The organism is Geobacillus thermopakistaniensis (assembly GCF_000498995.1).
Classification (GTDB): domain Bacteria; phylum Bacillota; class Bacilli; order Bacillales; family Anoxybacillaceae; genus Geobacillus; species Geobacillus thermoleovorans.
The window spans coordinates 1-22720 of sequence record NZ_AYSF01000034.1 but is presented as its reverse complement, the minus strand read 5'-3'; the positions used below and the strand labels follow the sequence as shown (position 1 = coordinate 22720).

11 protein-coding genes, 6 pseudogenes and 2 riboswitches are annotated in these 22720 nt (G+C 49.8%); of the genes and pseudogenes, 5 read left to right on the top strand and 12 right to left on the bottom strand.

Annotation, left to right across the window (positions count from 1 at the left end; translation table 11 throughout):
• Nucleotides 1-140 precede the first annotated feature (140 nt).
• The gene (locus T260_RS133535) at nucleotides 141-1373 is read right to left on the bottom strand and encodes a CAP domain-containing protein (RefSeq protein ID WP_023633619.1); all 1233 of its coding nucleotides are present in this window, start codon (nucleotides 1371-1373) and stop codon (nucleotides 141-143) included.
• 227 nt (nucleotides 1374-1600) lie between these two features.
• Between T260_RS133535 and T260_RS133540 the strand changes: the two genes are divergently transcribed.
• Nucleotides 1601-2344, top strand: coding sequence for a hypothetical protein (locus T260_RS133540; protein ID WP_021321951.1), 744 nt, complete (start codon nucleotides 1601-1603; stop codon nucleotides 2342-2344).
• A 51-nt stretch (nucleotides 2345-2395) separates the two neighbouring features.
• On the opposite strand, the gene T260_RS133545 is transcribed toward T260_RS133540, so the two are convergent.
• The gene (locus tag T260_RS133545) at nucleotides 2396-7483 is read right to left on the bottom strand and encodes a pullulanase X25 domain-containing protein (protein WP_023633618.1); all 5088 of its coding nucleotides are present in this window, start codon (nucleotides 7481-7483) and stop codon (nucleotides 2396-2398) included.
• A 392-nt stretch (nucleotides 7484-7875) separates the two neighbouring features.
• Between T260_RS133545 and amyS the strand changes: the two genes are divergently transcribed.
• Nucleotides 7876-9525: an alpha-amylase gene (gene amyS / locus T260_RS133550; RefSeq protein WP_023633617.1), complete on the top strand. Its 1650-nt coding sequence runs from the start codon at nucleotides 7876-7878 to the stop codon at nucleotides 9523-9525.
• 97 nt (nucleotides 9526-9622) lie between these two features.
• Here amyS and T260_RS12320 read toward each other — a convergent pair.
• Nucleotides 9623-12033: pseudogene (locus T260_RS12320) on the bottom strand (bifunctional 2',3'-cyclic-nucleotide 2'-phosphodiesterase/3'-nucleotidase).
• Between the two features lie 384 nt (nucleotides 12034-12417).
• Between T260_RS12320 and T260_RS133555 the strand changes: the two are divergent.
• Entirely contained in the window at nucleotides 12418-13479 is a 1062-nt protein-coding gene (locus T260_RS133555; RefSeq protein ID WP_021321947.1) for an NUDIX hydrolase, read from the top strand.
• A gap of 170 nt (nucleotides 13480-13649) precedes the next feature.
• Here T260_RS133555 and T260_RS0119855 read toward each other — a convergent pair.
• The 9 genes and pseudogenes from T260_RS0119855 to T260_RS133585 form a co-directional block, all read right to left on the bottom strand.
• Nucleotides 13650-14324, bottom strand: a pseudogene (locus T260_RS0119855) (group II intron maturase-specific domain-containing protein); the annotation flags it as partial.
• Nucleotides 14325-14355: 31 nt separating this feature from the next.
• The gene (locus T260_RS133560) at nucleotides 14356-15075 is read right to left on the bottom strand and encodes a hypothetical protein (RefSeq protein ID WP_023633615.1); all 720 of its coding nucleotides are present in this window, start codon (nucleotides 15073-15075) and stop codon (nucleotides 14356-14358) included.
• Nucleotides 15076-15101: 26 nt separating this feature from the next.
• Nucleotides 15102-15184: riboswitch (cyclic di-GMP riboswitch) on the bottom strand.
• 97 nt (nucleotides 15185-15281) lie between these two features.
• Nucleotides 15282-15746 carry a DUF8426 domain-containing protein gene (locus tag T260_RS133565; protein ID WP_031206176.1) on the bottom strand — a complete coding sequence of 155 codons (465 nt, stop codon included), beginning with the start codon at nucleotides 15744-15746 and terminating at the stop codon, nucleotides 15282-15284.
• A gap of 443 nt (nucleotides 15747-16189) precedes the next feature.
• Nucleotides 16190-16483, bottom strand: a complete 294-nt coding sequence (locus tag T260_RS133570; protein WP_015865141.1) for a helix-turn-helix domain-containing protein — start codon at nucleotides 16481-16483, stop codon at nucleotides 16190-16192.
• 20 nt (nucleotides 16484-16503) lie between these two features.
• A complete protein-coding gene (locus tag T260_RS133575) occupies nucleotides 16504-16944 on the bottom strand; it encodes a hypothetical protein (protein ID WP_023633613.1) in 441 nt (146 codons plus the stop codon).
• A gap of 296 nt (nucleotides 16945-17240) precedes the next feature.
• Nucleotides 17241-17761 (bottom strand): annotated as a pseudogene (locus T260_RS1000000140200) (ExeA family protein); the annotation flags it as partial.
• Nucleotides 17759-18417 (bottom strand): annotated as a pseudogene (locus tag T260_RS01000000137870) (helix-turn-helix domain-containing protein); the annotation flags it as partial. The pseudogenes T260_RS01000000137870 and T260_RS1000000140200, both read right to left, overlap by 3 nt.
• A gap of 287 nt (nucleotides 18418-18704) precedes the next feature.
• Nucleotides 18705-18788, bottom strand: a riboswitch (cyclic di-GMP riboswitch).
• A 96-nt stretch (nucleotides 18789-18884) separates the two neighbouring features.
• Complete coding sequence (locus T260_RS133580; RefSeq protein ID WP_031212429.1) at nucleotides 18885-19349, bottom strand: DUF8426 domain-containing protein; 465 nt, start codon at nucleotides 19347-19349, stop codon at nucleotides 18885-18887.
• A gap of 82 nt (nucleotides 19350-19431) precedes the next feature.
• Complete coding sequence (locus T260_RS133585) at nucleotides 19432-19926, bottom strand: hypothetical protein (RefSeq protein ID WP_236620416.1); 495 nt, start codon at nucleotides 19924-19926, stop codon at nucleotides 19432-19434.
• Between the two features lie 248 nt (nucleotides 19927-20174).
• On the opposite strand from T260_RS133585, the pseudogene T260_RS1000000139445 reads away from it, so the two are divergent.
• A pseudogene (locus T260_RS1000000139445) lies at nucleotides 20175-20675 on the top strand (IS1634 family transposase); the annotation flags it as partial.
• A 395-nt stretch (nucleotides 20676-21070) separates the two neighbouring features.
• Nucleotides 21071-22720, top strand: a pseudogene (locus T260_RS01000000137865) (IS1634 family transposase); the annotation flags it as partial.

Below are 22720 nucleotides of genomic sequence, written 5' to 3'. Positions count from 1 at the left end.
CTTTCTATCATTTTGTTGCAATCGATTCTATTATACGACAAACTTCTACAAAAAGGGGGATCTTTTTCCATTTATCTGGTCAAAAAAAAATGTCCCAGCACTGCTGGGACGCTCTTGAGAAGCGAAAGGATCATCCGCGGTCACGGAGCATAAAACTCTTGAGAGTAGTAGGGTTGATGGAATGAATTGAACGCGACCCCGACGCCAAGGCGGGTAAAGTCCGGGTATAAAAGATTTTGCCGATGCCCGAGCGAGTGCATCCACGCTTCATGGACAAAAATCGCATCGTATTGTCCGTAGGCGATGTTCTCGCCCGCCACGCGATAAGCGATGCCATGGCGCTTCAGACGGTCAAACGGCGACAATCCTTGCAAGTTCGTATGAGAGAAGTAGTGATGGACCGCCATATCTTCGCTATGTTCACGGGCGGCCGCCGCCGCCTTCGCATCCCACGCGAGCGCCGGAAGCCCGTGCAAGCGGCGCGCCGCGTTTGCTAAATCAAAAATTTGATATTCATACGCTGTGCGCAGCTCCTCCGTCGTCGTTCCGTAAAACCCGGGCTTTTCATCCTCGAGCGCCCGATTGACGACAAGCACGCCATCCACCCGGTTGTTGTTGTACCGGTCATAAAAGAAGGTGACGTAGCGGCCGTTGACAAGATAGGTCCCGTATTCGTCATTTTGAATGTCGTAGACGGCATCCTTTTTTTGGATGAAGGCGAGCGGCCGGCCGTAGCGCGCTTCCACCACCGTTTTCGCCGTTCCGATGCCCGTTCCTTTTTTCGTTTGGACGATCGGTTGGTTCGTGTACATCGCCGCCACCCGATCACGGTCATAGCTCACCATCAAAAAGTTTTTGTAACCGCCTTGATCATACGCCTCCCAATATAGGCCGTAGGCGTTTTTCGTCTTGCGCTTCGCCGTGCCGTACATCGCTTCGACCTTGGCGCGCGAGTCGCCGATCGCCACCCCGTTCATCGTGACATCCGCCATGTTTGCCTTCGCCTGCTGCACGCATAAAGCAGCGGCCAACTTCTCTCTTGACGGCGTTTCATAGCGGACGCGGGCATCGTTCTTGATCCCATATCCTCGGCCGACACCAAAATAGCCGCCGCCTAGCGCGTACACGCGATACACCGCACCGCTTGGCAACGTCTTCACTGCTTTGTTCGACAACCATAGCTCTGTCGGCGCCATCACCGTCAACCGGCCGATTTGTCCGGGCTTCAGTTCAGCGCCGTCCCACCACACTTTTTCCGTTCCGACAAGCTCCTCGCAATCCTCCGCCTTGACCATTGATGAACTCGGCATCCAAAGCCATCCGGCCGCAGCCAACAGCATTCCGATTGCCACCGCCTGCACCCATTTCCTCACTTCCGCCCGCTCCTTCCTTTCTCTTTTTCTTTCATCATAGAGGTCTTTCCATCAAAAGAAAAGAGAAAAGAGAAAAAAGAATGATTTCAACGAAAAAGAGGCCGCTTTGGCTGTGCAAATGTCGAAATTTCGTCAAACAAGCTTCGCACCCACTTGGCTAAGGGGCGAAATATAGGTTAAAATGGATCATATTATTCTTCCATTTTCGTGAGAGAGGAGCATACTTTATGAAGATCATGAAAAAATTTCTAGCAGTCTCAGCGCTAAGCGCCGGAATCCTTCTGTCGCCATTTCACGCCCACGATGCGCAAGCAAAAGTTTGGTGGAATGGCATGGAATTGGTGCAGGGACAGATCGGCAAATTAACTGTTTTGAAAGATACCGAGCTTTATAAGTTACAAGGAGAGAAGAAAGTTTACATAAAAACGTTAAAAGCCGGCGGAGTCTATCGCATTTACACGTTTAAACCTGGCATGTTAGGTTTAGGCGGCGGATATTATGTCGATCGCGATGCCCGGGTAAAATACGAAACTCCTTCCAAAGCAAAACTCAATCAAGTTAAAATGGAACAGCTGTTCCGTGGAGTAAAACTCGGCATGTCCACTTCTCAAGTCAAGAAGTTGGAAACCGCAAAATTTATCCTACAAGAAAATATAGACGGCGGCCAAGCCTGGGTCTATTCGACTTCTCTTTTCGGATATCATACGCTGCTCGTCTATGGATTTGAGAACGGAAAGCTTGCCTTCTACGGCTACTCGTTCGATGCCGGCCAGGAGTATACAAACGATCAGCTCACAGCGATTTATAACAATTTGAAACAACAGCTCATCACGCTATTTGGAAACCAGTATGAACAGTCCGATTCTGGCCAAGGCTACCCGCCTGCACTCGCATTTCACAAAGACGGCCTTGTGATTGCCCTTTCCTATGATGCGGACGGGTTGGCGGTTACGGTCACGAGTGAACAATAACGTGCAAAAAGCGAGGCTGCCCCATTCATTCGGACAGCCTTGCTTTCTTGCTTACTCCCCATTCACCAACTTCAACTTCTCCTTTGACGGCGTTTCATAGCGGATGTGCGTGTCAATGTCTGTTACGTAATACCCGCCGCCGACCGCGTACTGCCCGCCGAAGCGCGCATCATACCCGTAGACGCGGTACACTTCCCCAGGCTGTAAGATGCGGACGAACACAAGGCGCCCATCCTTCGTCCGTTTCCATAGATTGATCGGCTTTTGCACCGTCAAGCGGCCGATTTGCCCTTTTTTCAGCTCCACGCCATCCCAGTACACTTTTTTCACTTGGCNCCCAGGCTGTAAGATGCGGACGAACACAAGGCGCCCATCCTTCGTCCGTTTCCATAGATTGATCGGCTTTTGCACCGTCAAGCGGCCGATTTGCCCTTTTTTCAGCTCCACGCCATCCCAGTACACTTTTTTCACTTGGCCTGGAGGAGTGGTTGGCTTTCTCGGTTTCTCTTTTGGTTTCGATGGAGACGGTTTTTGCGGCGGTGCTGATGGAGGTGCTCCGTTTCCCGGCGGAGCTGTGCCGCCCGGCGGAACGCTCCCCCCAGGGGATGTGCCATCCGATGGACCACCGTTGCCCGGAGAGGTGCCGTTGCCTGGTGTTGTCCCTCCGTCATGGGACGGCGTTTCGCTGCCCGGCCAACCGCTTCCTGGAGAATCGCCGTTGCTTGGCGGCGTTGTCAACTTCCCTTCGCGCAATTGCTTCGTTTCTAAATTCAGCACGTAATCTTTTGTGTTTTTCGCAATCGCTCCGCCGTCGTTGTTGAAAATGGCTGTTTTGCTTTCGGCCGATGGTTCGATATGGATCAACACTTCTTTTTGATGGCTGGCCGGCGCAAACGTGTACGAGAATGCCATCCGGCCATCAATCGGCACCCGCTCGCCATTGATCGTCAAAACACCGTTTTTAATGGCATTGCCCTTGATCGTCACTTGACTTCCTTGTTTTTGCACCTCTTCGATGACGACCGGCATATCGATCCAGCGCAAAATGCGGTCTTGCACAATCATCGTATTGTTTCCTTCATTGTGGACCGTCACTTTCAAGTCGGTGCCAATCGTCCCATAGCCGTAGTAGCTCACGTCATCATCGTTGTCGTCCTCACGCGTATGGTCGGCCAACCCCTCTTGATCCCACGATCCGCCTTTCACATACTTATAGGTGATCGTTTCCCCTTCCTGCACCTCGACGGTAAATTGCCAATCGGGCGTCACCGCACCGTTGCGCGACATCTCCCAGGCCCCTGTGTTCCAGCCGTTCAAGCTGTTCGGAATCGTAATTCGGGCATCCAACGGTGTGTAATCCGGCGTCCTCACTTTAAAAATCACTTTCACCATCACAATGTCCGGCGTCACCTTGACCGTGTTTGACGCCACAACATTGCCGGCGCGGTCATACAACTTGACAACATACGTGTACTCGGTGCCGTTTTCGACATCGTAGTCTGTAAATGAATCGCCGATCGAAGTGGTTGTATGCACGATATCACCGTTGCGCTCGATGGCTAACAAATAAGCATCCCCATCTTTTTTCCCAACAAACGTCCATGATAAATTCACTTGTCCGGATTCAACCGCAGGCTGCCGCAGCTCGATGGCGTCTGCTGGCGCTATTTGGTCGCTGTTGTCTGCCGCAAACGTCACTTGCTTCTCTTCTGTATACACCCACTCCTCGCCGAGGTTGGTCGTCAGCGCATAACGATACGTATACGTCCCTGCGGCGAGCGGAGTGAAGGCAGCTCGGAACACGTTGGCGTCGCCGTCTTGTCCTTGGTAAGCCGCTCTGTATTCTTTCCATGTTTCGTCATGCGGGCCTTTCACTTGCAACACCGCTTGCAACCCATCAGCTGCTCCTTTGCTTGTCACATTGTCGATGTTGACATGGACATCCACTTGCTGCGGCTTTGACAAATCCAGTGTGGCATCGCTTAACGTTGTCACGAACTGGACATTGTCGCTCGTCAGCGGGTAATGAGGAACGACGCGATTCGTTTCGACCTTCGGTGATTCATTCCCGTTTTCATCGACCGCCGCAACGGCAAAGTAATAGGCTGTTCCGTTCGTCAACGAACCGATCGTGGCCGAAGTTGTTTCCGTCTCTTGCACCATCGTATAACCGGCACCTTTTAACGTGGACTCGTAAATTCGGTATCTCGACGCATTTCCTTCCCACGTTAACGTCACGCAGCCATCCGAAGCGCTCGCCTGCAAATTGCTGACTGCTGCCGGCATTTCCGCCGTCACCGTCCCAAACATCATCCGTCCATCCAGGGCCGGAATCGTGACCGTCAACGTTCCGCCAGCGACCGTAGCTTCCCCGCCATCATGCAACTCATCCGTAAGCACGGTGCCGTTCGGAAGCAACGAAGCGACGTCAAGCGCCACCGTCTTGTCCTCATTGCCGCGGTTGACGGCAATGAGCGCCACTTCACGCCCGTATTGGCGGGCAAATACGTATACATCCCCTTGCGCATACACCGTCTTGATGTCGCCATGGGCCAACAACGATTGATGGTGCTGGCGAATGTGCCCCACTTTCTGATAATGGGACAACAGATTTTGATCTTCTTTGCCCCACGGATACGTGCGGCGGTTGTCTGGGTCTCTTGAGCCTGTTACTCCCGCTTCATCGCCGTAATAAATCGTCGGCGCTCCCGGGTATCCCATCTGCAAAATCACCGCCAGCTTGAGCCGCTTTTTCCCAAGTTCCTCATTATAATTCGGATCAAGCTCCGCCCGCTCGGATGAATCCGTTCCGTTCCCAAGCAGAAAGACCGCCCGCGCCGTGTCATGCGAACCGATTAAGTTCATCAGCGCATAAAACGCTTCACTTGGGTAGTCTTCCCTTATGGCCGTCAGCCGCTTGTCCGCCTCTTCTGCATTTCCGTTTTTCAAAAAGTCAAGCACCGCCCCGCGGAACCGGTAGTTCATCACGGAATCGTACTGGTCGCCTAGAAAATATTTCGATGCGTCATCCCAAATTTCCCCTAAAATGAGCGGCTGCTCCCCCTCTTTTAACGTCGGACCACGACCGTACGACCCTTGAAGCAATTCTTGGCGAAACTCGCGCCAAAACGCCGGATCCACCTCATTGGCCACATCCAACCGCCAGCCGGAGGCGCCGAGGGCAATCCAGCTTTTCGCCACCGAATCCGATTCACGGAAAATGTAATTCGCGAGCGCATCGTTGTTCAATTCACTCGGATGCGGCACTTTTTCCCCCGTCACCGACTTAAACTCCGGCAGACTGTCATAGCCCCACCATGATTGGTATTGATAATGGCCATCGACTTTTTTGTTTTCAATATTGAACCAAAGGTGAAACCCATACGGGCTGAACGTCTGTCCCTCTTGTTTGAACTTCTCTTCCACTTGTTTCCGCGCTTCTTCCTCGCTCAATCCTTTTTCATTCATCAAATCGTAAACCGCTTCCCAATATTCATACGCACCGACGGTCGGATAGCGGTGGTAGCGGTCAAAGTAAATCGAATCGTCGGATACGTGGTTGAACACCCCGTCTAAGATGAGATGCATCCCCCGGTTCGCAAGCGCCTGCACAAACGATTGGAATTCTTCCGGGGAACCGAACATCGGATCCAATTCTTTGTAATTGCTCGCATCATATTTATGGTTCGATGGCGCATTGGCGATCGGATTTAAGTAAATCGTGTTCACTCCAAGCGACTGCAAATAATCCAACTTTTGTTCAATTCCGGCGATGTCTCCGCCGAAAAAGTCATTCGACCATTCACCGTCGCCATCGTAGCCGCTCGTCCCTTTCAGGCGCGGATTATCGGGCAAATCCGACCAATCGCGATGCTCAATCGGCTGCGCCCCGCGTGCCTGCTGCTTGCTGTTATCATTTGAAGGGTTGCCATTAAAGAACCGATCCGGGAAAATTTGATACACAACCGCTTCTTTCATCCAATCTGGTGTTTTGTAATTCGGATCATAGACGGTCAGCTGAAACAGCCCCGCATTTTTGTCGACCGCCCTCCCCCATTGTCCTTCTTTCGTATCTTCACCATATTCCGCCTTCATCCCGGCATCGACAGCGATAAATTTATAACCGTATACCCCCGGCGCAGAAGGGGTAAACGCAGCCTCCCAATATTCATCATCCCCGAGCACGCCGACTTTTTCCATCGTGTAGACTTTGGCGGTTCCGGTCGTCGCATTTTTCACATACACATCCGCCTTCGTCAAATCGCCTTTTTTCGCCGCCAGACGAAGCGTCACCTTCGTTCCCGCTTTCACCGCACCAAACGGCTGGCGGTACAGCGTATCCCATGTATTGTGTTTTAATCGGTCTTTCTGAACAACACCGTCAGAGCCATTGGGGTTGTAGTCGGTGTACACCTCTTTTGTTTTCGCATTGAAGAAGAATGTAATGATCGTCGTTTCCAAAACATTTAAGCGTGCATTCTCTTGTGGGTAGCTCTCATTCCAATTGTTTCCGAGGACAATTTTATATTCATACGATCCTTTCGGCACCTGCGCCGTAAACGTGTACACCGAGTCAAAATCATCATCGGTCAACAGCGCCGTCGATGTCCCCGGAGTCCATCCGTTGCTCTCCCCCTCATAGCCGATGGCCGGCAGCACCGTCCCGACAAGACGCGGCTGTTTCTCCTTCGCAATCGCCGTATACCATGTCGAATCAGCGATCGCATGCGTCCGGTCATTGTAATAAAACGTCACCTCGGTTTGCCGATCCAGCTTCAACACCAGATTTGCGCCATTGCGGCCGCCGACGCCGTAATTTTCATCCCAGCTGCCGTTGACCGCAATTTTGTACTCATAGGTCCCGGCTGGCAGCGTCCCGGTGAATGTATAAAGCCCATTCCCTTCATCATGCATCCTCGTCGCCAATGCCCCCGGATCCCATTCCGCCGTATGGCCCAACTCATCTTGCAAATTGCCGACTAGCGTGATCGTCCGTGGTTGCGAGGCCGTGGATTCGGCCGTCCACCGATGCGCTCCATTCCCTAGAGCGCTAGAACTTCCTGCCTCGTTCGCAGCGGCAACCGCCTGGAAAGGAGTCAATGCCAGCAACAACACCGATGCCAAAACCAATGATAGCATTCTCCTTGCCCTCTTGATCATCCCCCGCTCCCTTCTCCTTTGTTTGGCCAACTTCCTTCTCTCCTTTCCTTTTTATATTCTTTGTGCAATCGTTTGCACAAAATGGTTGATGCAAACGATTTCATCAATCTTTATCTTATACGAATAAACAGAATATTTCAACTATATTTTCCCCATGTTGAAAAACGAATCGTTCCGTTGTTCTATTTTCCATTCGTGTCAAACTCAAAATTGTTTAAATTCGATATTGAAAACGATTACAAATAAAAATTATAATAGACGTAAACGTTCGAGGGTTTGCTCCCTTTTTACTCTTTTTATGCAATCGTTTCCCTTAATTTTTTGGAAGCCAAACCGTCGAATGTAACATTTGATTAAGGGGGAAGGGCATTGTGCTAACGTTTCACCGCATCATTCGAAAAGGATGGATGTTCCTGCTCGCGTTTTTGCTCACTGCCTCGCTGTTCTGCCCAACAGGACAGCCCGCCAAGGCTGCCGCACCGTTTAACGGCACCATGATGCAGTATTTTGAATGGTACTTGCCGGATGATGGCACGTTATGGACCAAAGTGGCCAATGAAGCCAACAACTTATCCAGCCTTGGCATCACCGCTCTTTGGCTGCCGCCCGCTTACAAAGGAACAAGCCGCAGCGACGTAGGGTACGGAGTATACGACTTGTATGACCTCGGCGAATTCAATCAAAAAGGGACCGTCCGCACAAAATACGGAACAAAAGCTCAATATCTTCAAGCCATTCAAGCCGCCCACGCCGCTGGAATGCAAGTGTACGCCGATGTCGTGTTCGACCATAAAGGCGGCGCTGACGGCACGGAATGGGTGGACGCCGTCGAAGTCAATCCGTCCGACCGCAACCAAGAAATCTCGGGCACCTATCAAATCCAAGCATGGACGAAATTTGATTTTCCCGGGCGGGGCAACACCTACTCCAGCTTTAAGTGGCGCTGGTACCATTTTGACGGCGTTGATTGGGACGAAAGCCGAAAATTGAGCCGCATTTACAAATTCCGCGGCATCGGCAAAGCGTGGGATTGGGAAGTAGACACGGAAAACGGAAACTATGACTACTTAATGTATGCCGACCTTGATATGGATCATCCCGAAGTCGTGACCGAGCTGAAAAACTGGGGGAAATGGTATGTCAACACAACGAACATTGATGGGTTCCGGCTTGATGCCGTCAAGCATATTAAGTTCAGTTTTTTTCCTGATTGGTTGTCGTATGTGCGTTCTCAGACTGGCAAGCCGCTATTTACCGTCGGGGAATATTGGAGCTATGACATCAACAAGTTGCACAATTACATTACGAAAACAGACGGAACGATGTCTTTGTTTGATGCCCCGTTACACAACAAATTTTATACCGCTTCCAAATCAGGGGGCGCATTTGATATGCGCACGTTAATGACCAATACTCTCATGAAAGATCAACCGACATTGGCCGTCACCTTCGTTGATAATCATGACACCGAACCCGGCCAAGCGCTGCAGTCATGGGTCGACCCATGGTTCAAACCGTTGGCTTACGCCTTTATTCTAACTCGGCAGGAAGGATACCCGTGCGTCTTTTATGGTGACTATTATGGCATTCCACAATATAACATTCCTTCGCTGAAAAGCAAAATCGATCCGCTCCTCATCGCGCGCAGGGATTATGCTTACGGAACGCAACATGATTATCTTGATCACTCCGACATCATCGGGTGGACAAGGGAAGGGGTCACTGAAAAACCAGGATCCGGGCTGGCCGCACTGATCACCGATGGGCCGGGAGGAAGCAAATGGATGTACGTTGGCAAACAACACGCTGGAAAAGTGTTCTATGACCTTACCGGCAACCGGAGTGACACCGTCACCATCAACAGTGATGGATGGGGGGAATTCAAAGTCAATGGCGGTTCGGTTTCGGTTTGGGTTCCTAGAAAAACGACCGTTTCTACCATCGCTCGGCCGATCACAACCCGACCGTGGACTGGTGAATTCGTCCGTTGGACCGAACCACGGTTGGTGGCATGGCCTTGATGCCTGCGATCGCGTTGTAAAGATATTCCGCTCTATCATTGAGACAAAAAACACGGCCTTGCCCGCCATGAATGGCGGCACAAGGCCGTGTTTGATGTTACCATCCATTTGCTTGCTTCAACTTCTCCTTTGACGGCGTTTCATAGCGGATGTGCGTGTCGATGTCGGTCACGTAATACCCGCCGCCGACCGCGTACTGCCCGCCGAAGCGCGCATCATACCCGTAGACGCGGTACACTTCCCCAGGCTGTAAGATGCGGACGAACACAAGGCGCCCATCCTTCGTCCGTTTCCATAGATTGATCGGCTTTTGCACCNCACTTCCCCAGGCTGTAAGATGCGGACGAACACAAGGCGCCCATCCTTCGTCCGTTTCCATAGATTGATCGGCTTTTGCACCGTCAAGCGGCCGATTTGCCCTTTTTTCAGCTCCACGCCATCCCAGTACACTTTTTTCACTTGGCCTCGAGGAGTGGTTGGCTTCTCCGGCTGCTTTGGCGGGTTGGGCTTTTCTTCCTTCCAAAGCGGCAAGGCAAATTCATATTGGGCAAATCCGCTCGGCAAGGCGGTGACATAGCGGATGCTGCCGTCGTGCGGCAAGTATTTTTGCGCTTCCGGCGACGATTCAAACGTGACGGTCACCGGCGCTTTCCCTTTCACTGGCGCAAACCGCCAGTTGCCATCCGCTGACGGGTTGATCGTTCCGTTTTCCCGAATGTAATCGATGATCACTTGCCGGTTTTCATCCGGCGCAGCCAAAATCGTGTTTTTCCCGCCCGGATTGATGATCCGGTTTGTCGTCGCCCGATAGTTGTTCGTTGCGACGATAAATTCCATGTTCGGCGTCACTGGCTTGCCTTCGAATTTCAAGTTTTTAATCCGGTTCGCATTCGGATTGATCACATTTTGGTTTTTGTCGTATTTCGCCGGCTCGGTCACATCGATCTCGTACGTCACTCCATCAATAATGTCGAAGTTGTACGTCGGGAAGTCGTTGTTCACAAGCGGCTGAACGTCTGTCTTGTTCGGGTCGATTTGGTTGAATTGCCCCGCCGACCACTCAAGCCATTCTTTCAACTCGGCTCCCGTAATTTTCAACGCATACACCGTGTTCGGATACAAGTACAAATCGGCGACGTTTTTAATGGCGATTTCCCCTGCCGGGATGTCGGTATAATAGCTCGCCCCGCCGCGTCCGCCGGCTTTGAACGGAGCGCCGGCCGACAGCACCGGAAGGCCTTCATATTTCGTCCCTTTCAACATCTTTTCGACATACCATTTTTGCGCATTCGTGACGATTTGCACGGACGGATCGTCTTTGATAAGCGCAAAATAGCTGTTGATCGGGCTCGTTGTTTTTCCAACCGGGCTGCGGACGTACTGAATCGTCGCTTCATGTTCCGCTTGGATCGCCTGCTCCACGTCCAGGTCGCTGTCGACAAGCGGCGTTTTCGTCGCCTTGTCATACACTGGACGGAGTTGGGCTTTCGCTTGCGTCACTTTCCATTTTCCGTCGATTTGCTCGACCGTCAAGTCGATCACGCCGAGCGTATCGCCCCATGAACCCGGCATCGTCACCGGAACACCGTTGATCGTGCCGGTTTCATTGTTGATTCCGTTTCCGTCTGGAAAATCTGGTGTCGTGCCTGGAAGGGCCGGGAATTTTTTATGCTGGTGGCCGGCCAACACGGCGTCGACCCCCGGAATTTGCGTCAAATAATACGATGCGTTTTCCATATTCGGGCTGTTTCCGCCGGTCTCAATGCCCGAGTGCGATAGCACAACGATCAAATCGGCCCCTTCCGCTTTCATTTTTGGAATATACTTTTGCGCCGACTGCACAATGTCTTTCGCAATCACTTTCCCTTGCAAATTCGCTTTGTCCCAATCCATAATTTGCGGCGGCACAAAGCCGATGACGCCGATCTTCAGCGTATGCTTCTCCCCGTCTTCATCAACGACTTCTTTCGCTAAAATTTGATACGGCGTGAAATAGTTGACATCGTTATCCGGATTTTGGTCATGATCGTCACGGTACACGTTCGCATTCACGATCGGCAGCTTGGCATCGTCATACACTTCATTGAGGAAATCCAAGCCATAGTTGAACTCATGGTTCCCAACCGTCGCCGCATCGTACTTCAACAAATGCAACAGTTTCACCGCTGGATGCACTTCGCCGTCTTGCAGCGGCTTCACTTTCGCCACATAGTCGCCAAGCGGCGTTCCTTGAATCAAATCCCCGTTGTCAAACAGAAGCGTATTCGGCTGCTCAGCGCGCGCCTGCTCGATCAAACGCGCCGTCTTCGACAACCCAAACTCATTCGTCGGACTATCTTTGAAATAATCGTAGTTGACGAGATTCATATGTACGTCCGTCGTCTCTAAAATGCGCAGCTTGACGACATCTCGGTCTTCCGCGCCCGCTGCGGTCGGCAACACAGCCGGAGCAAGCAGCCCCAACGCCAACACCACGCTCGCCGCCGCGTATTTCTTCCGTTTTTTCAATGTCCATCCCCCTCACTCAGATCAAATCATTGTCATCTCTATACATATTACCATAAAAGCAACAAAATTTTGATAGAAAAAACAAACAAAAAAATAGAGGAAATAAACAAACAATATCGAAAGAGATAGAGGAAAGCACAATGTCCTATTCTTGGGGATGGTTGATCTTTTCAATCTTCTTTTTTACATTCATGCTGTATATTATCATTGAAACCGCCGTCCGACGAGCGATTGACAGCTCAACATTAGCAGAACACATCAAAAAACCGTTGGAAGATAGAAAAAGAAGGAATGACAGCCGACATTAAAGGAGTGACACGCATCGTTCATCAATGTTATGATTAAATAAAAACTTGGAGCTTTTATTTGCAAGGGGAGTATGCAATGTTGCGGGACATCATCAATGCTGTTCTCGGTGTGATCATCGGGGTCATTTTAGGAGACCCTCTAAAGGAGGCTTGGGGGAAATTTGTCAAATACATGAAGCGCCTCCTTGCAAAGCCAAAAACTATTAAAGATCCCTCATATTTTACCATTGGGAATGAAACTACTTCGTTTATTGTTTGTGACGGAGATGGCGTTATGACCTACTCTCCTGAAAATATTGAAACAAGAGTAAACAACCATGCAGTTGAGCTTCCCAGTGATTTAAAAATTTTGAGGAGAGAAATAGAAAAAGCGGAAGATGCAAAGAAACAACGGGGGGAAAGCTACAGTTGGAATGGACCTTTGCTCTCTCTCGAAAAATATTCAATTCTACGAACAAAAGTGAATGAGGATATGAAAGTCATTTTTTCGTTCGTTCCTTCAGATTATTATACATTTAAAGCGTTAAATATGAATCTAGATAAACAACTTCCTTCCGGTTATACAATCCGAGAGAAATACTTGGCCGGAAACACAGTTAGGCAACCAATCCCAGCGCTAGCAAACGGCGTTGGCGTAGCCATCACTGTCATTACTTCAGACAATTACGTCATTTTAACCAAACGATCGCCTGAAAGCGGGGTGCGGCCAAACGAGTTGGATATTAGCGTTGTCGAAGCAATCCATCCTTCCCACGACCGTAAAGCGGTAGGACAAGGGCCGGACCTATTTAATACTGCTGTACGTGGCGCAGAAGAGGAGCTAGGCGTTGTCATCCCTAGGGAAAATATAAAATTTCTTGGGTTCGGTGTAGATGAACAATACTATCAATGGAATATCATCGGCATTGCGCACTGTAAAGAAAAAGCCGAAGAAATTATGAAACAACGCAGCAGAGGAATCCCAGGGAAATGGGAAATGGAACAAATACTCTTCATTCCGTTTAAAATTAGGGACGTATTATATACTATCAAAAATGAAAAAATGTGGTCCACAGCAAAAGTTGCTCTATACTGGTCACTCGTCTTTGAATATACAAAAAGAGGAGTAGATAAGGAAGCAGAAAAGCTGTTCAAATAATCCATTATTCGCAGAGAGAATATGCCTTGAAGGAATGTCTTTTCTAAAAGAGCAGGAAAAGAAGCAACCCAAGCAAAAATAGAAGGTCACCATTGCAATCGAGTAGGAGGGGGCGGCTAACCCCCGTCCCCTCACACCACCTAGCATGCGGGTCCGCACTAGGCGGTTCGTCAACCTTGACGGAGTTCGAAATATCGTTGCGTCAAACTCTTGAGCCCCTGAGTGGTCCAGTATGTCTTGCCCAGGGCCTGGTGGAGTTGCGGCGTTTTCGTTGTTCTCCAAGCTCCTTTTCGGGTATTGGCGATCTCCATCACCGCTGTTTCCTTCAACCCCAGCGCTCTTAACTCACGGATTCTGGTTCTGACCCGTTTCCATTGAAGCCATTGACAGAGTCGAAGCCTCCTCCGAATCCATCCTTCGATGGTCTGAAGGACAGACGGGGTTTCGACGAGCCGAAAATACCCGATCCATCCCATGACGTATTGATTGACGCGATGAATTCGTTCTGGCATCGATATGCTCCAGTTTGGGTTGGTCAGCTGTCGGATCCGCTGTTTTAGACGTTGAATCGACCTTGGGGCGAGCCGGATTCGCGCTTTTCGTTCCGGTGTGAAGCTGAATCCAAGGAAGGCCCGTTTCCACGGGCGGTCCACCGCACTTTTCTCCTCGTTCACCTTGAGTTTGAGTGTTCTCTCCAAGAACCGTTGGATGCTTTGTTTCACCCGTTGTCCTGCCCGCAGACTTTTCACATAGATGTTGCAGTCATCTGCGTAGCGGTAGAATTTCAATCCTCGCTTCTCCAATTCCTTATCTAAATCGTCGAGAAGGATGTTCGCCAGCAGGGGGCACTTCACACACTGGCGCCCTTCCTCATTTCTATAGCAAATTGAGCAACGCCTTTTTGTTCGCTTGCACTTGGTCGTTCAACGCCTTGACTTTTTCTTTTAACTTCTGAATGTCTGCGTTGTTGGCGCCGACTTTCTTTTCAAGGGCGCGAATTTCATTCGTCACCGCCCGCAGCTGGTTGGACAGCGCGATGAGCTGGCCGATGAGGCCATCAATTTGCTCTTGTTTTTCTTCATCGAGTTCCTCTTGGTCTTCACCAACAGGTTGTGGAGAATTCGGAGACGGCGCCTCCGTTACCGTTTGCCCGCTGGAAGCTGGAGCGGCAGCGTCATTGGCCGCTATGGCTTGTCCACTCGGAGCGTCAGTTGCCGCTGTGACTTCTGTCGGTTGAGAAGCAGACGGCTCGCCCGTTGGCAACGAATCAGCAGGCGTCGTTTGCGTGTCCGTTGCCGATTCCGCTTCGCTCAATGCTTGAATGCGAGCGGTCACTTTGTCTAGCCGCTCTTCAATTTGGCCTACTTTTTTATGTAACTGCGCCAACTTTTGCGCAAGCCATTTTTGTTGCTTGGACGATTCCTGTTTTTTCTTCGCCTCTGTTTCCTTTTGTTCCGTCTTCTTCTTGACGACGACTTCCACTTTCTTCACCATCGTTTCGCGCTCATGCGCTTTGCCCGCAGGTTTGGCGGCCGCCCACGCCGGAGAGGCGACGAGCATCGACGCCACCAAAATCGGCCATCCTTTCTTCAACATTACCAATTCCTCCTTTATTTTTTGGTAATGGCAGCTGGCTGGCATAGGTTTCCCCTTAGCCCCTGTAGCTTTGTGACGCTAAGTTTCCTTAGCTGTACCTTTCATCATCATTGTACCATGATTTTCTTCGCGAGGAAGTGAGACGAAATGACTATTTTCGACCTTTGAACCATTTCATATATATCTCAAACATTCCTGCTTCACCGTTAAATCCCTAGTTGAAGTTCGTGTACAGTATATTTGCTTTTTGTCACAACTCCCCGGTGCCGCAATGTTTCATGCACTTTCTCATTATACAAGCGAACGTTTTCATTCATGACCTTCCACTCAACCGACCGTTGATGGCAAAACCCATCGATATCATTGTCGAGATGTTTCACATAGCGATAGGGGCCAATGATCCCGATGCTGAGCCACGCTCCATTGCGAACCAACACGATATCCCCTTGTTCCATCGTATGGACAAACGCCCAGATTGCGCCAAGAGCGTTGCCAAGCTTCGCCCCCGAATAATGGTACACGTTGCGCAATCGCTCTCTCAGTTCATCTTTGCTTATGCCGTCTAAATTGCCGATCAGCGGCCAGCCAATCCCTATGACTTGATCGCGAATGAATTCGTCGTACCGCTGAAACCCATGCGGTTTCGTTTTCATTTGAAATACATGCGCCATTTCCAATCCCCCGTTTCCCTTTCAACCTCCGCCTTAGCCACACCGTCCCATCCATCAAAAAGCGACAGGCGCGTAACCACTTCAACTTCTTGCATGCTTCTTAAGAACGGCGGTAATCGCCTCAATCGTTTCTTTGGCGCCATCCGTCCACGCTTCAAACTTAAAAGCAATCTTTTGCATGAGATCAGCTTTTTCCTACCGCGCTTCGCTTGGTACCCCCGACGAGCGTCGCGAACAAAAGTTCGCAATCCTCGTCGGGGATCATTTCGGAATGTCACCCACAAATATTTTACTCACACTCATCTCCCACCTACTCATTGGGCTTTGCCCTGCACATTCCTTGAGGTGAGAGACTTCTGTCGGACAGATGTTAAAAAACAAGTTTCTTGGAGAATTTTCTCTCCAAGGAACTGCTTCGATAATATAAGCGTATTAATTATGCGCTAAACTTGAACATGCAAGTTATGATCCTGTCTACTTGTACCATCAATGATGAAAGGGGTATTCAATGCCTGCGAGATTTTAAAAAGTGTCTCTACTCTAGGGCTTGTAAGCCCCGCTTCAATTCTCCCAATCGTGGATTTTGGAACTCCAATACGGTCTGCAAGTTCCTGTTGAGACATATTCAGCTGCTTCCGTCTTGTTTTGATTTGTGCAGCTATAGTTCCCTCTAATTGAAGTTTTTGAACATGCTGCTCGCCTCGAATAGCTGCATATTTCTTAAAAAAATCACTCATTCTTTTTCCCTCCCAGTTGATCAATAAAGGTAAGGATCAAAAGCGCAATAACTTTCATATGCTGATTCGGCAGGCACAATATCCTCTCGTCTTATCGCTCCATTATACTGCTTGTCGAAATAATGGAGCAGTATGACTTTTGAAAAATTGTGGATCGCAAATATAATCCTGTGATTTCCATCTCTTCCACCCCTTATACCCCATCTGTAAAAATTATCATAACGAGCATTCATGCTAAGATGTTTCAATGATGGAGGGGTTATATCGTCCAGAAAGCTGTTGTCCTCTGGATCAGAAGGATATGGATTATGTTGAATAATCGTAAGTTGCCTTGCATATACATCAGCAACATGACACCATATACCCGGACGACCTTTTTGTCTAAGTTCTTGCTCGGCTTTACTCAATAGATAATCTTCAAATTCCTTTACATTTCCTGTGTATATTACCTCAAACAACATCCTCTACCCTTTACTAATTATTACACATATGATAGCATTTATGCTACTGAAACGCAATAATTTATAATTACATTTTCCTTAAGGCTTGCTGTAAATTTGCACATTATTTCGGAATCCCTTTTTCAAATTATTTCAGACGGATCCCGAAATCGTGTGCAAAATTTTTGCAGATTATTGCGGATTCTGCACATTTTTTCAGAACATTTGCACGCTCTTTCAGATCAAGATTTCCAGCGCGCCTGATAGAACGATGGAAAAGAGAAAGCACAAAAGAGGCCGATTTGGCCCCTTTCGTGCTAATATCCCATCTCCTCTTCAGCCATGCGCACCACTTTCGTCAATGGCGTCCTTTTTCAGCTGATGCCCGTACAACAGGCAAGTCGTGGCCAACGTATTGATGACACGCGGTCATCCACGCGACTGCAGGGCAATGGCCTCCAACGCCGATGGGGTGAAGATGGGATGCTTGGCCCCCGCCTGTTTCATCCGATGCTCGATGTAGCCCACCACCTCCTCCTTCTCGAGCGGCCCCATCCGACATCGCATGATGATCCGTTGGTCAAGCGGGCGGTGCTGATTGAGCAGCAGCTTCCCCTGTAAATGGGGCAGCCCGGCCAACATCAAGACAAACGGGTTCGTCGAATCCATCTCAAAGTTGAACAAGATCGCAATGTCTTGTAAAAAGGCATCTTTGGACCAAATGCATCTCGTCCAAAATGAACACTGGCGTGATCCGCCGTTCATGATGCAATCGCTCGATCACCTGCTGGATTTGACGGAAGAGGTCCACCTTGCGGTATTTCGGTTCTTCTCCCATGCGCTTTGGTTTCCCGCAACGATGCACCGCTTCCTTCGGGACGATCCGCAGCCCGTCAAACTTCTCCGAAGGGAAACTAGGCGTATGGCACCAACCGTGAGCAGTCATCGATATAGGCGATCAGAAACGTTTTCTGGACTTATCCCATGGACGCGAATCGTGGGTCCATGGGATAAGTCCCCTTGCCATAGCTCATTGATCTGGTCATACGCAAAACGTTTTCGCTCCGGCATCGGCAAGATTTCTTTCCCCACCAGGTTGTGTTTTTTCAACAATCGGTATATAGTAAAGTATGAGAGGGTGGTGGGAATGTCCCCCTGCTTGGTGAGCTGTTCATAGAAGACGGTGACGGGCATGGTGGGATGTTCCTTCCTCAACGCTAGAATATGATCCTCATCATCGGGGGACAGACGTCTGGAGTGGCCGCGGTCCGAACGGCGCTTCGGTTTCAAGGTGTCAAAGCCCCCTTTTTTGTATCGAGCGCACCAATCCAGAATCGTCTTCGCCGCAATGGGTTTCTCCCCTTGATGAGGAATCGAGTGCACTCGCCCGCCCACCTCATTCAAATACGCTTTGGGTTCCACCTGGCCATTCACCAACGGAGCGATCAGCCCGTACCGAAACAGCGCGATGTCGTGTCTCATCGATTCATCCATTCGGATTTCCTCCTTGTCTCCCTGCGATTTCGGACCGTTCCGGTCCGTCTGATCCCTATGAAACCGCTCGAGATTCGTCGAGAGGAAGGGTTTGTGGAACCATCAATCATATCCATTTTTGATCTTTTATGGCTCTTCACCACAACATGTACTTGACAAGCAATACGGTTTCCTGCACAAAGATGTGCAAAAATCACTGATTTGTTGATTTTCCCTCACAAGCGTAAATAGGGTATGTTCAGAAAAAATCAAGTACAACTTTTGGTGAAGAGCCTTTATTTTTTGGTAATGGCAGCTGGCTGGCATAGGTTTCCCCTTAGCCCCTGTAGCTTTGTGACGCTAAGTTTCCTTAAGCTGTACCTTTATTATGATTGTACCATGATTTTCTTCGCGAGGAAGTGAGACGAAATGACGATTTTCGACCTTTGTACCATTTCATATATGTCTCAAACATTCCTGGTTCACCATTAAATCCCTAGTTGAAGTTCGCGTACCGTATATTTGCTTTTTGTCACCACTCCCGGATGCCGCAATGTTTCATGCACTTTCTCATTATACAAGCGAACGTTTTCATTCATGACCTTCCACTCCACCGATCGTTGATGGCAAAACCCGTCGAGATCATTGTCGAGATGTTTCACATAACGATAGGGGCCAATGATTCCGATGCTGAGCCATGCTCCATTACGAACCAACACGATATCCCCTTGTTCCATTGTATTGACAAACGCCCAGATCGCGCCAAGAGCGTTGCCAAGCTTCGCCCCCGAATAATGGTACACGTTGCGCAATCGCTCTCTCAGCTCATCTTTGCTTATGCCGTCCAAATTGCCAATCAGCGGCCAGCCAATCCCAATGACCTGATCGCGAATGAATTCGTCGTACCGCTGAAACCCATGCGGTTTTGTTTTGATTTGAAATACATGCGCCATTCCTAATCCCCCGTTTCCCTCTTCAACCTCCGCCTTAGCCACACCGTCCCATCCATCGAAAAATGACACACACATAACCGCTTCAACTCTTTGCGTGCTTCTGAAGAACGGCGGTAATCGCCTCAATCGTTTCTTTGGCGGCATCCGTCAACGCTTCAAATTTAAAGGCAATCGACTGGGCGTTTGGATTGATGGCCGTCCCTTCGTTTTGATCTCTGCGAAACGCCGTGATGGCCTCCAAATCTTGTTTGAGGCCATCGGGAAGCAACGCTCGTTCGAACCTCCAACTGACAATGCAGGGCTCTTTCGCTGTGTAATCGTTGGATCCTTCATATTGTATAGCCCCGATGCGCTTCTTCCCTTTCTCAGAAGCGGCATCATTCATAAACAACTGCACGGTTTGCTTTGCATGGCCATCACATAAATGCAAGCCTGCTTCCATCGATTTGTTTGCGATGAAATGAAAAATGGGTGCAATGGCAAAGCGGTACTCGAGCACCTTCATCTTTTCGTCTCCTTTCTTTTCACGCAATTTTTTGCTACGATTAACTTCAGGCATTGTCAGCATCCTCTCCATCCTCCACTGTTTGGTTATGCGTTCACAACTTCCACAGTAGAGGAAAGGTTAGGAACTGGCAAGCCTTTTTTCTTTGCCTTACGCTCTGCACTTTACGTTGCAGAACTGTGTATTTTTATTTTGCACTAAACAATGGAAGGGTCAACAAATGGATGCAAAAGAGATCTTGAAGCTGTATAAAGGGCAGATCTCGGTGGAAATGAACTTCGCTTTTTTGAAAGATCCGTTTTTCACGGATGAGATTTACNGACGTCGAATTCGACCAAGACGCGTGGGAACAGGCGAGACGGAAAGCGTCCCGGTTTGTCCTTGTCACGACCGTTCCGAAGGAATGGAAGGGCCAACCCATGGATGCCCAAGAGATCTTGAAGCTGTATAAAGGGCAGATCTCGGTGGAAATGAACTTCGCTTTTTTGAAAGATCCGTTTTTCACGGATGAGATTTACGTCAAAAAACCGGAACGGGTCGCGGTATTGGGCTATTTGTTTCTGTTAGCTTTGGCTATTTACCGCGTCCTTTAGCGCCGGGTGCGTTCGTTCATCACACCAGAATGCCCATTAAAGGGCGCCGGAGGCCGCAAGCTGACCCGACCGACGGGACAGGCGATTTTTCAGCTGTTTCCATATGTGAACGTCGTCCTGCTGGAGCTGCCGGATGGACGCATCCAACGCTCACTGGATCGCTCACTTACCCCTGAACAGCGAAGGATTCTGCAGGGGTTGGGGCTGGATGAGAGCATTTACGTGTAACGTCATACGGAACGACCAGCGATGGTAAAAAAAAGATTGCCATCGCTCGTTGTGTTGGTCAAAAAGTTATTCTGAAAAACTAAATAACTCACATTTCGCACCCTCTCGACGAAAATCGGGAGGATTTTTTCGTTCCGATGTCGAATGAATCCTTGACACACAAGGAACGTAAAGGAGTTTTTCTCTTATGAACGTTCAAGTCAAAAAGGTCTATCGCAATTCTTATTTGAATATNGGGCATAGGCGACTAACGGGTGAGTTGTTTCAATAAGAAACAGTATATGATTATTAAAAACTCACATTTCGCACCCTCTCGACGAAAATCGGGAGGATTTTTTCGTTCCGATGTCGAATGAATCCTTGACACACAAGGAACGTAAAGGAGTTTTTCTCTTATGAACGTTCAAGTCAAAAAGGTCTATCGCAATTCTTATTTGAATATAATAAGTGCCCTATTCAAGAAACTGGGTCTGCCTCAATTGATTGACCATCTCGTGCCCGTCGATCCGCAGTGCCAAACGCGAGTCAGCGATGCCGTTCAGGCCATCCTCTACAATGTGTTTGACGGCCGGCAAGCCCTTGTTCACTTGGAACATTGGGCTCAGGAGGTCGATTGTGAGAAACTCATCCGTCCCGATCTCCATCCTTCCTGGTTGAACGACGATGCGTTGGCCCGTCATCTCGATCGCCTGTATGAGGCTGGCATTCACAACGTCATCAGCACTTGCTTGATTCATATTTATCGCAAAGAAGGCCTTTCCCTCCGAGCCTTCCACGCCGATACGACGGACAAGACCGTTTACGGCGCGTATGAATCGGCCTCGTTAGAGGCCTTACAAATCACACATGGCTACAACCGCCATCATCGTTGGCAAAAACAGATCGGTTTCGGACTGGTCGGCAACGAGGACGGCATCCCGTTTTACGGCGATGTGCACGANCCTGCCCGATAAAACATGGAATCCCGAGGTGCTGTCTCGTGTCCATGAACAGCTGAAGCAGGCCAAAATCGAAGACGAATGGATTTACGTGGCCGATTCCGCCGCGATGACGAAAGAGACCCTGGCGCAAACCAAAGCGGCCAACGCCTTTTTGATCACCAGAGGCCCTTCGTCGCTCCGGATCGTGAAAACCGCGCTGGCCGAAGCGGATGCTGAGGACACGACGTGGAGCGATCCCTTTACGTTGGCGGAGAGAAACGGCGCCACGTACCGGGTATGGGAAACGGCCTCGACGTATGAAGGCCACCCCGTTCGGCTGATCGTTGTTGAATCGAGCGCGCTCGACCAGCGAAAAGGAAAGACGCTTGAAAAAGAACGAACCAAAGAAGCGGAGCTTCTTCGCGAGGAACAAGCCCGTTGGGAGCGTCACCCCTTCTCCTGCCGGGAAGATGCCGAACAAGCCTTGGCGTCCCTCAAGGCGTCCCTTCGCCCCCGGTTTCATCGGGTTGAGGCCGCGGTCGAAGAGATCGTACGCCTGAAAAAACGGCGCGGACGGCCGAAAAAAGGGGCGGAACCCGAGGTGGAGACGCTGTATTTCTTGCACCTTGACGTCGAATTCGACCAAGACGCGTGGGAACAGGCAAGACGGAAAGCGTCCCGGTTTGTCCTTGTCACGACCGTTCCGAAGGAATGGAAGGGCCAACCCATGGATGCCCAAGAGATCTTGAAGCTGTATAAAGGGCAGATCTCGGTGGAAATGAACTTCGCTTTTTTGAAAGATCCGTTTTTCACGGATGAGATTTACGTCAAAAAACCAGAACGGGTCGCAGTATTAGGCTATTTGTTTCTGTTGGCCTTGGCTATTTACCGCGTTTTTCAGCGCCGAGTGCGTCAGTTTATTACTCCAGAACACCCGTTGAAGGGTCCTGGAGGCCGCAAGCTGACCCGGCCGACGGGACAGGCGATTTTTCAGCTGTTTCAATATGTGAACGTCGTCCTGTTCAAGCTGCCGGATGGGCGCATCCAACGCTCACTGGATCGCTCCCTTACCCCTGATCAGCGAAGGATTCTGCAGGGATTGGGCATGGATGAGAGCATCTACGT

Excerpts from the sequence above, each read along its gene's own strand:
- T260_RS133540 (WP_021321951.1), top strand. The coding sequence starts at position 1,601 with ATGAAGATCATGAAAAAATTTCTAGCAGTCTCAGCGCTAAGCGCCGGA.
- T260_RS133555 (WP_021321947.1), top strand. The coding sequence starts at position 12,418 with ATGTTGCGGGACATCATCAATGCTGTTCTCGGTGTGATCATCGGGGTC.
- T260_RS133560 (WP_023633615.1), bottom strand. The coding sequence starts at position 15,075 with ATGTTGAAGAAAGGATGGCCGATTTTGGTGGCGTCGATGCTCGTCGCC.
- T260_RS133565 (WP_031206176.1), bottom strand. The coding sequence starts at position 15,746 with ATGGCGCATGTATTTCAAATGAAAACGAAACCGCATGGGTTTCAGCGG.
- T260_RS133570 (WP_015865141.1), bottom strand. The coding sequence starts at position 16,483 with ATGAGTGATTTTTTTAAGAAATATGCAGCTATTCGAGGCGAGCAGCAT.
- T260_RS133575 (WP_023633613.1), bottom strand. The coding sequence starts at position 16,944 with ATGTTGTTTGAGGTAATATACACAGGAAATGTAAAGGAATTTGAAGAT.
- T260_RS133580 (WP_031212429.1), bottom strand. The coding sequence starts at position 19,349 with ATGGCGCATGTATTTCAAATCAAAACAAAACCGCATGGGTTTCAGCGG.
- T260_RS133585 (WP_236620416.1), bottom strand. The coding sequence starts at position 19,926 with ATGGAGAGGATGCTGACAATGCCTGAAGTTAATCGTAGCAAAAAATTG.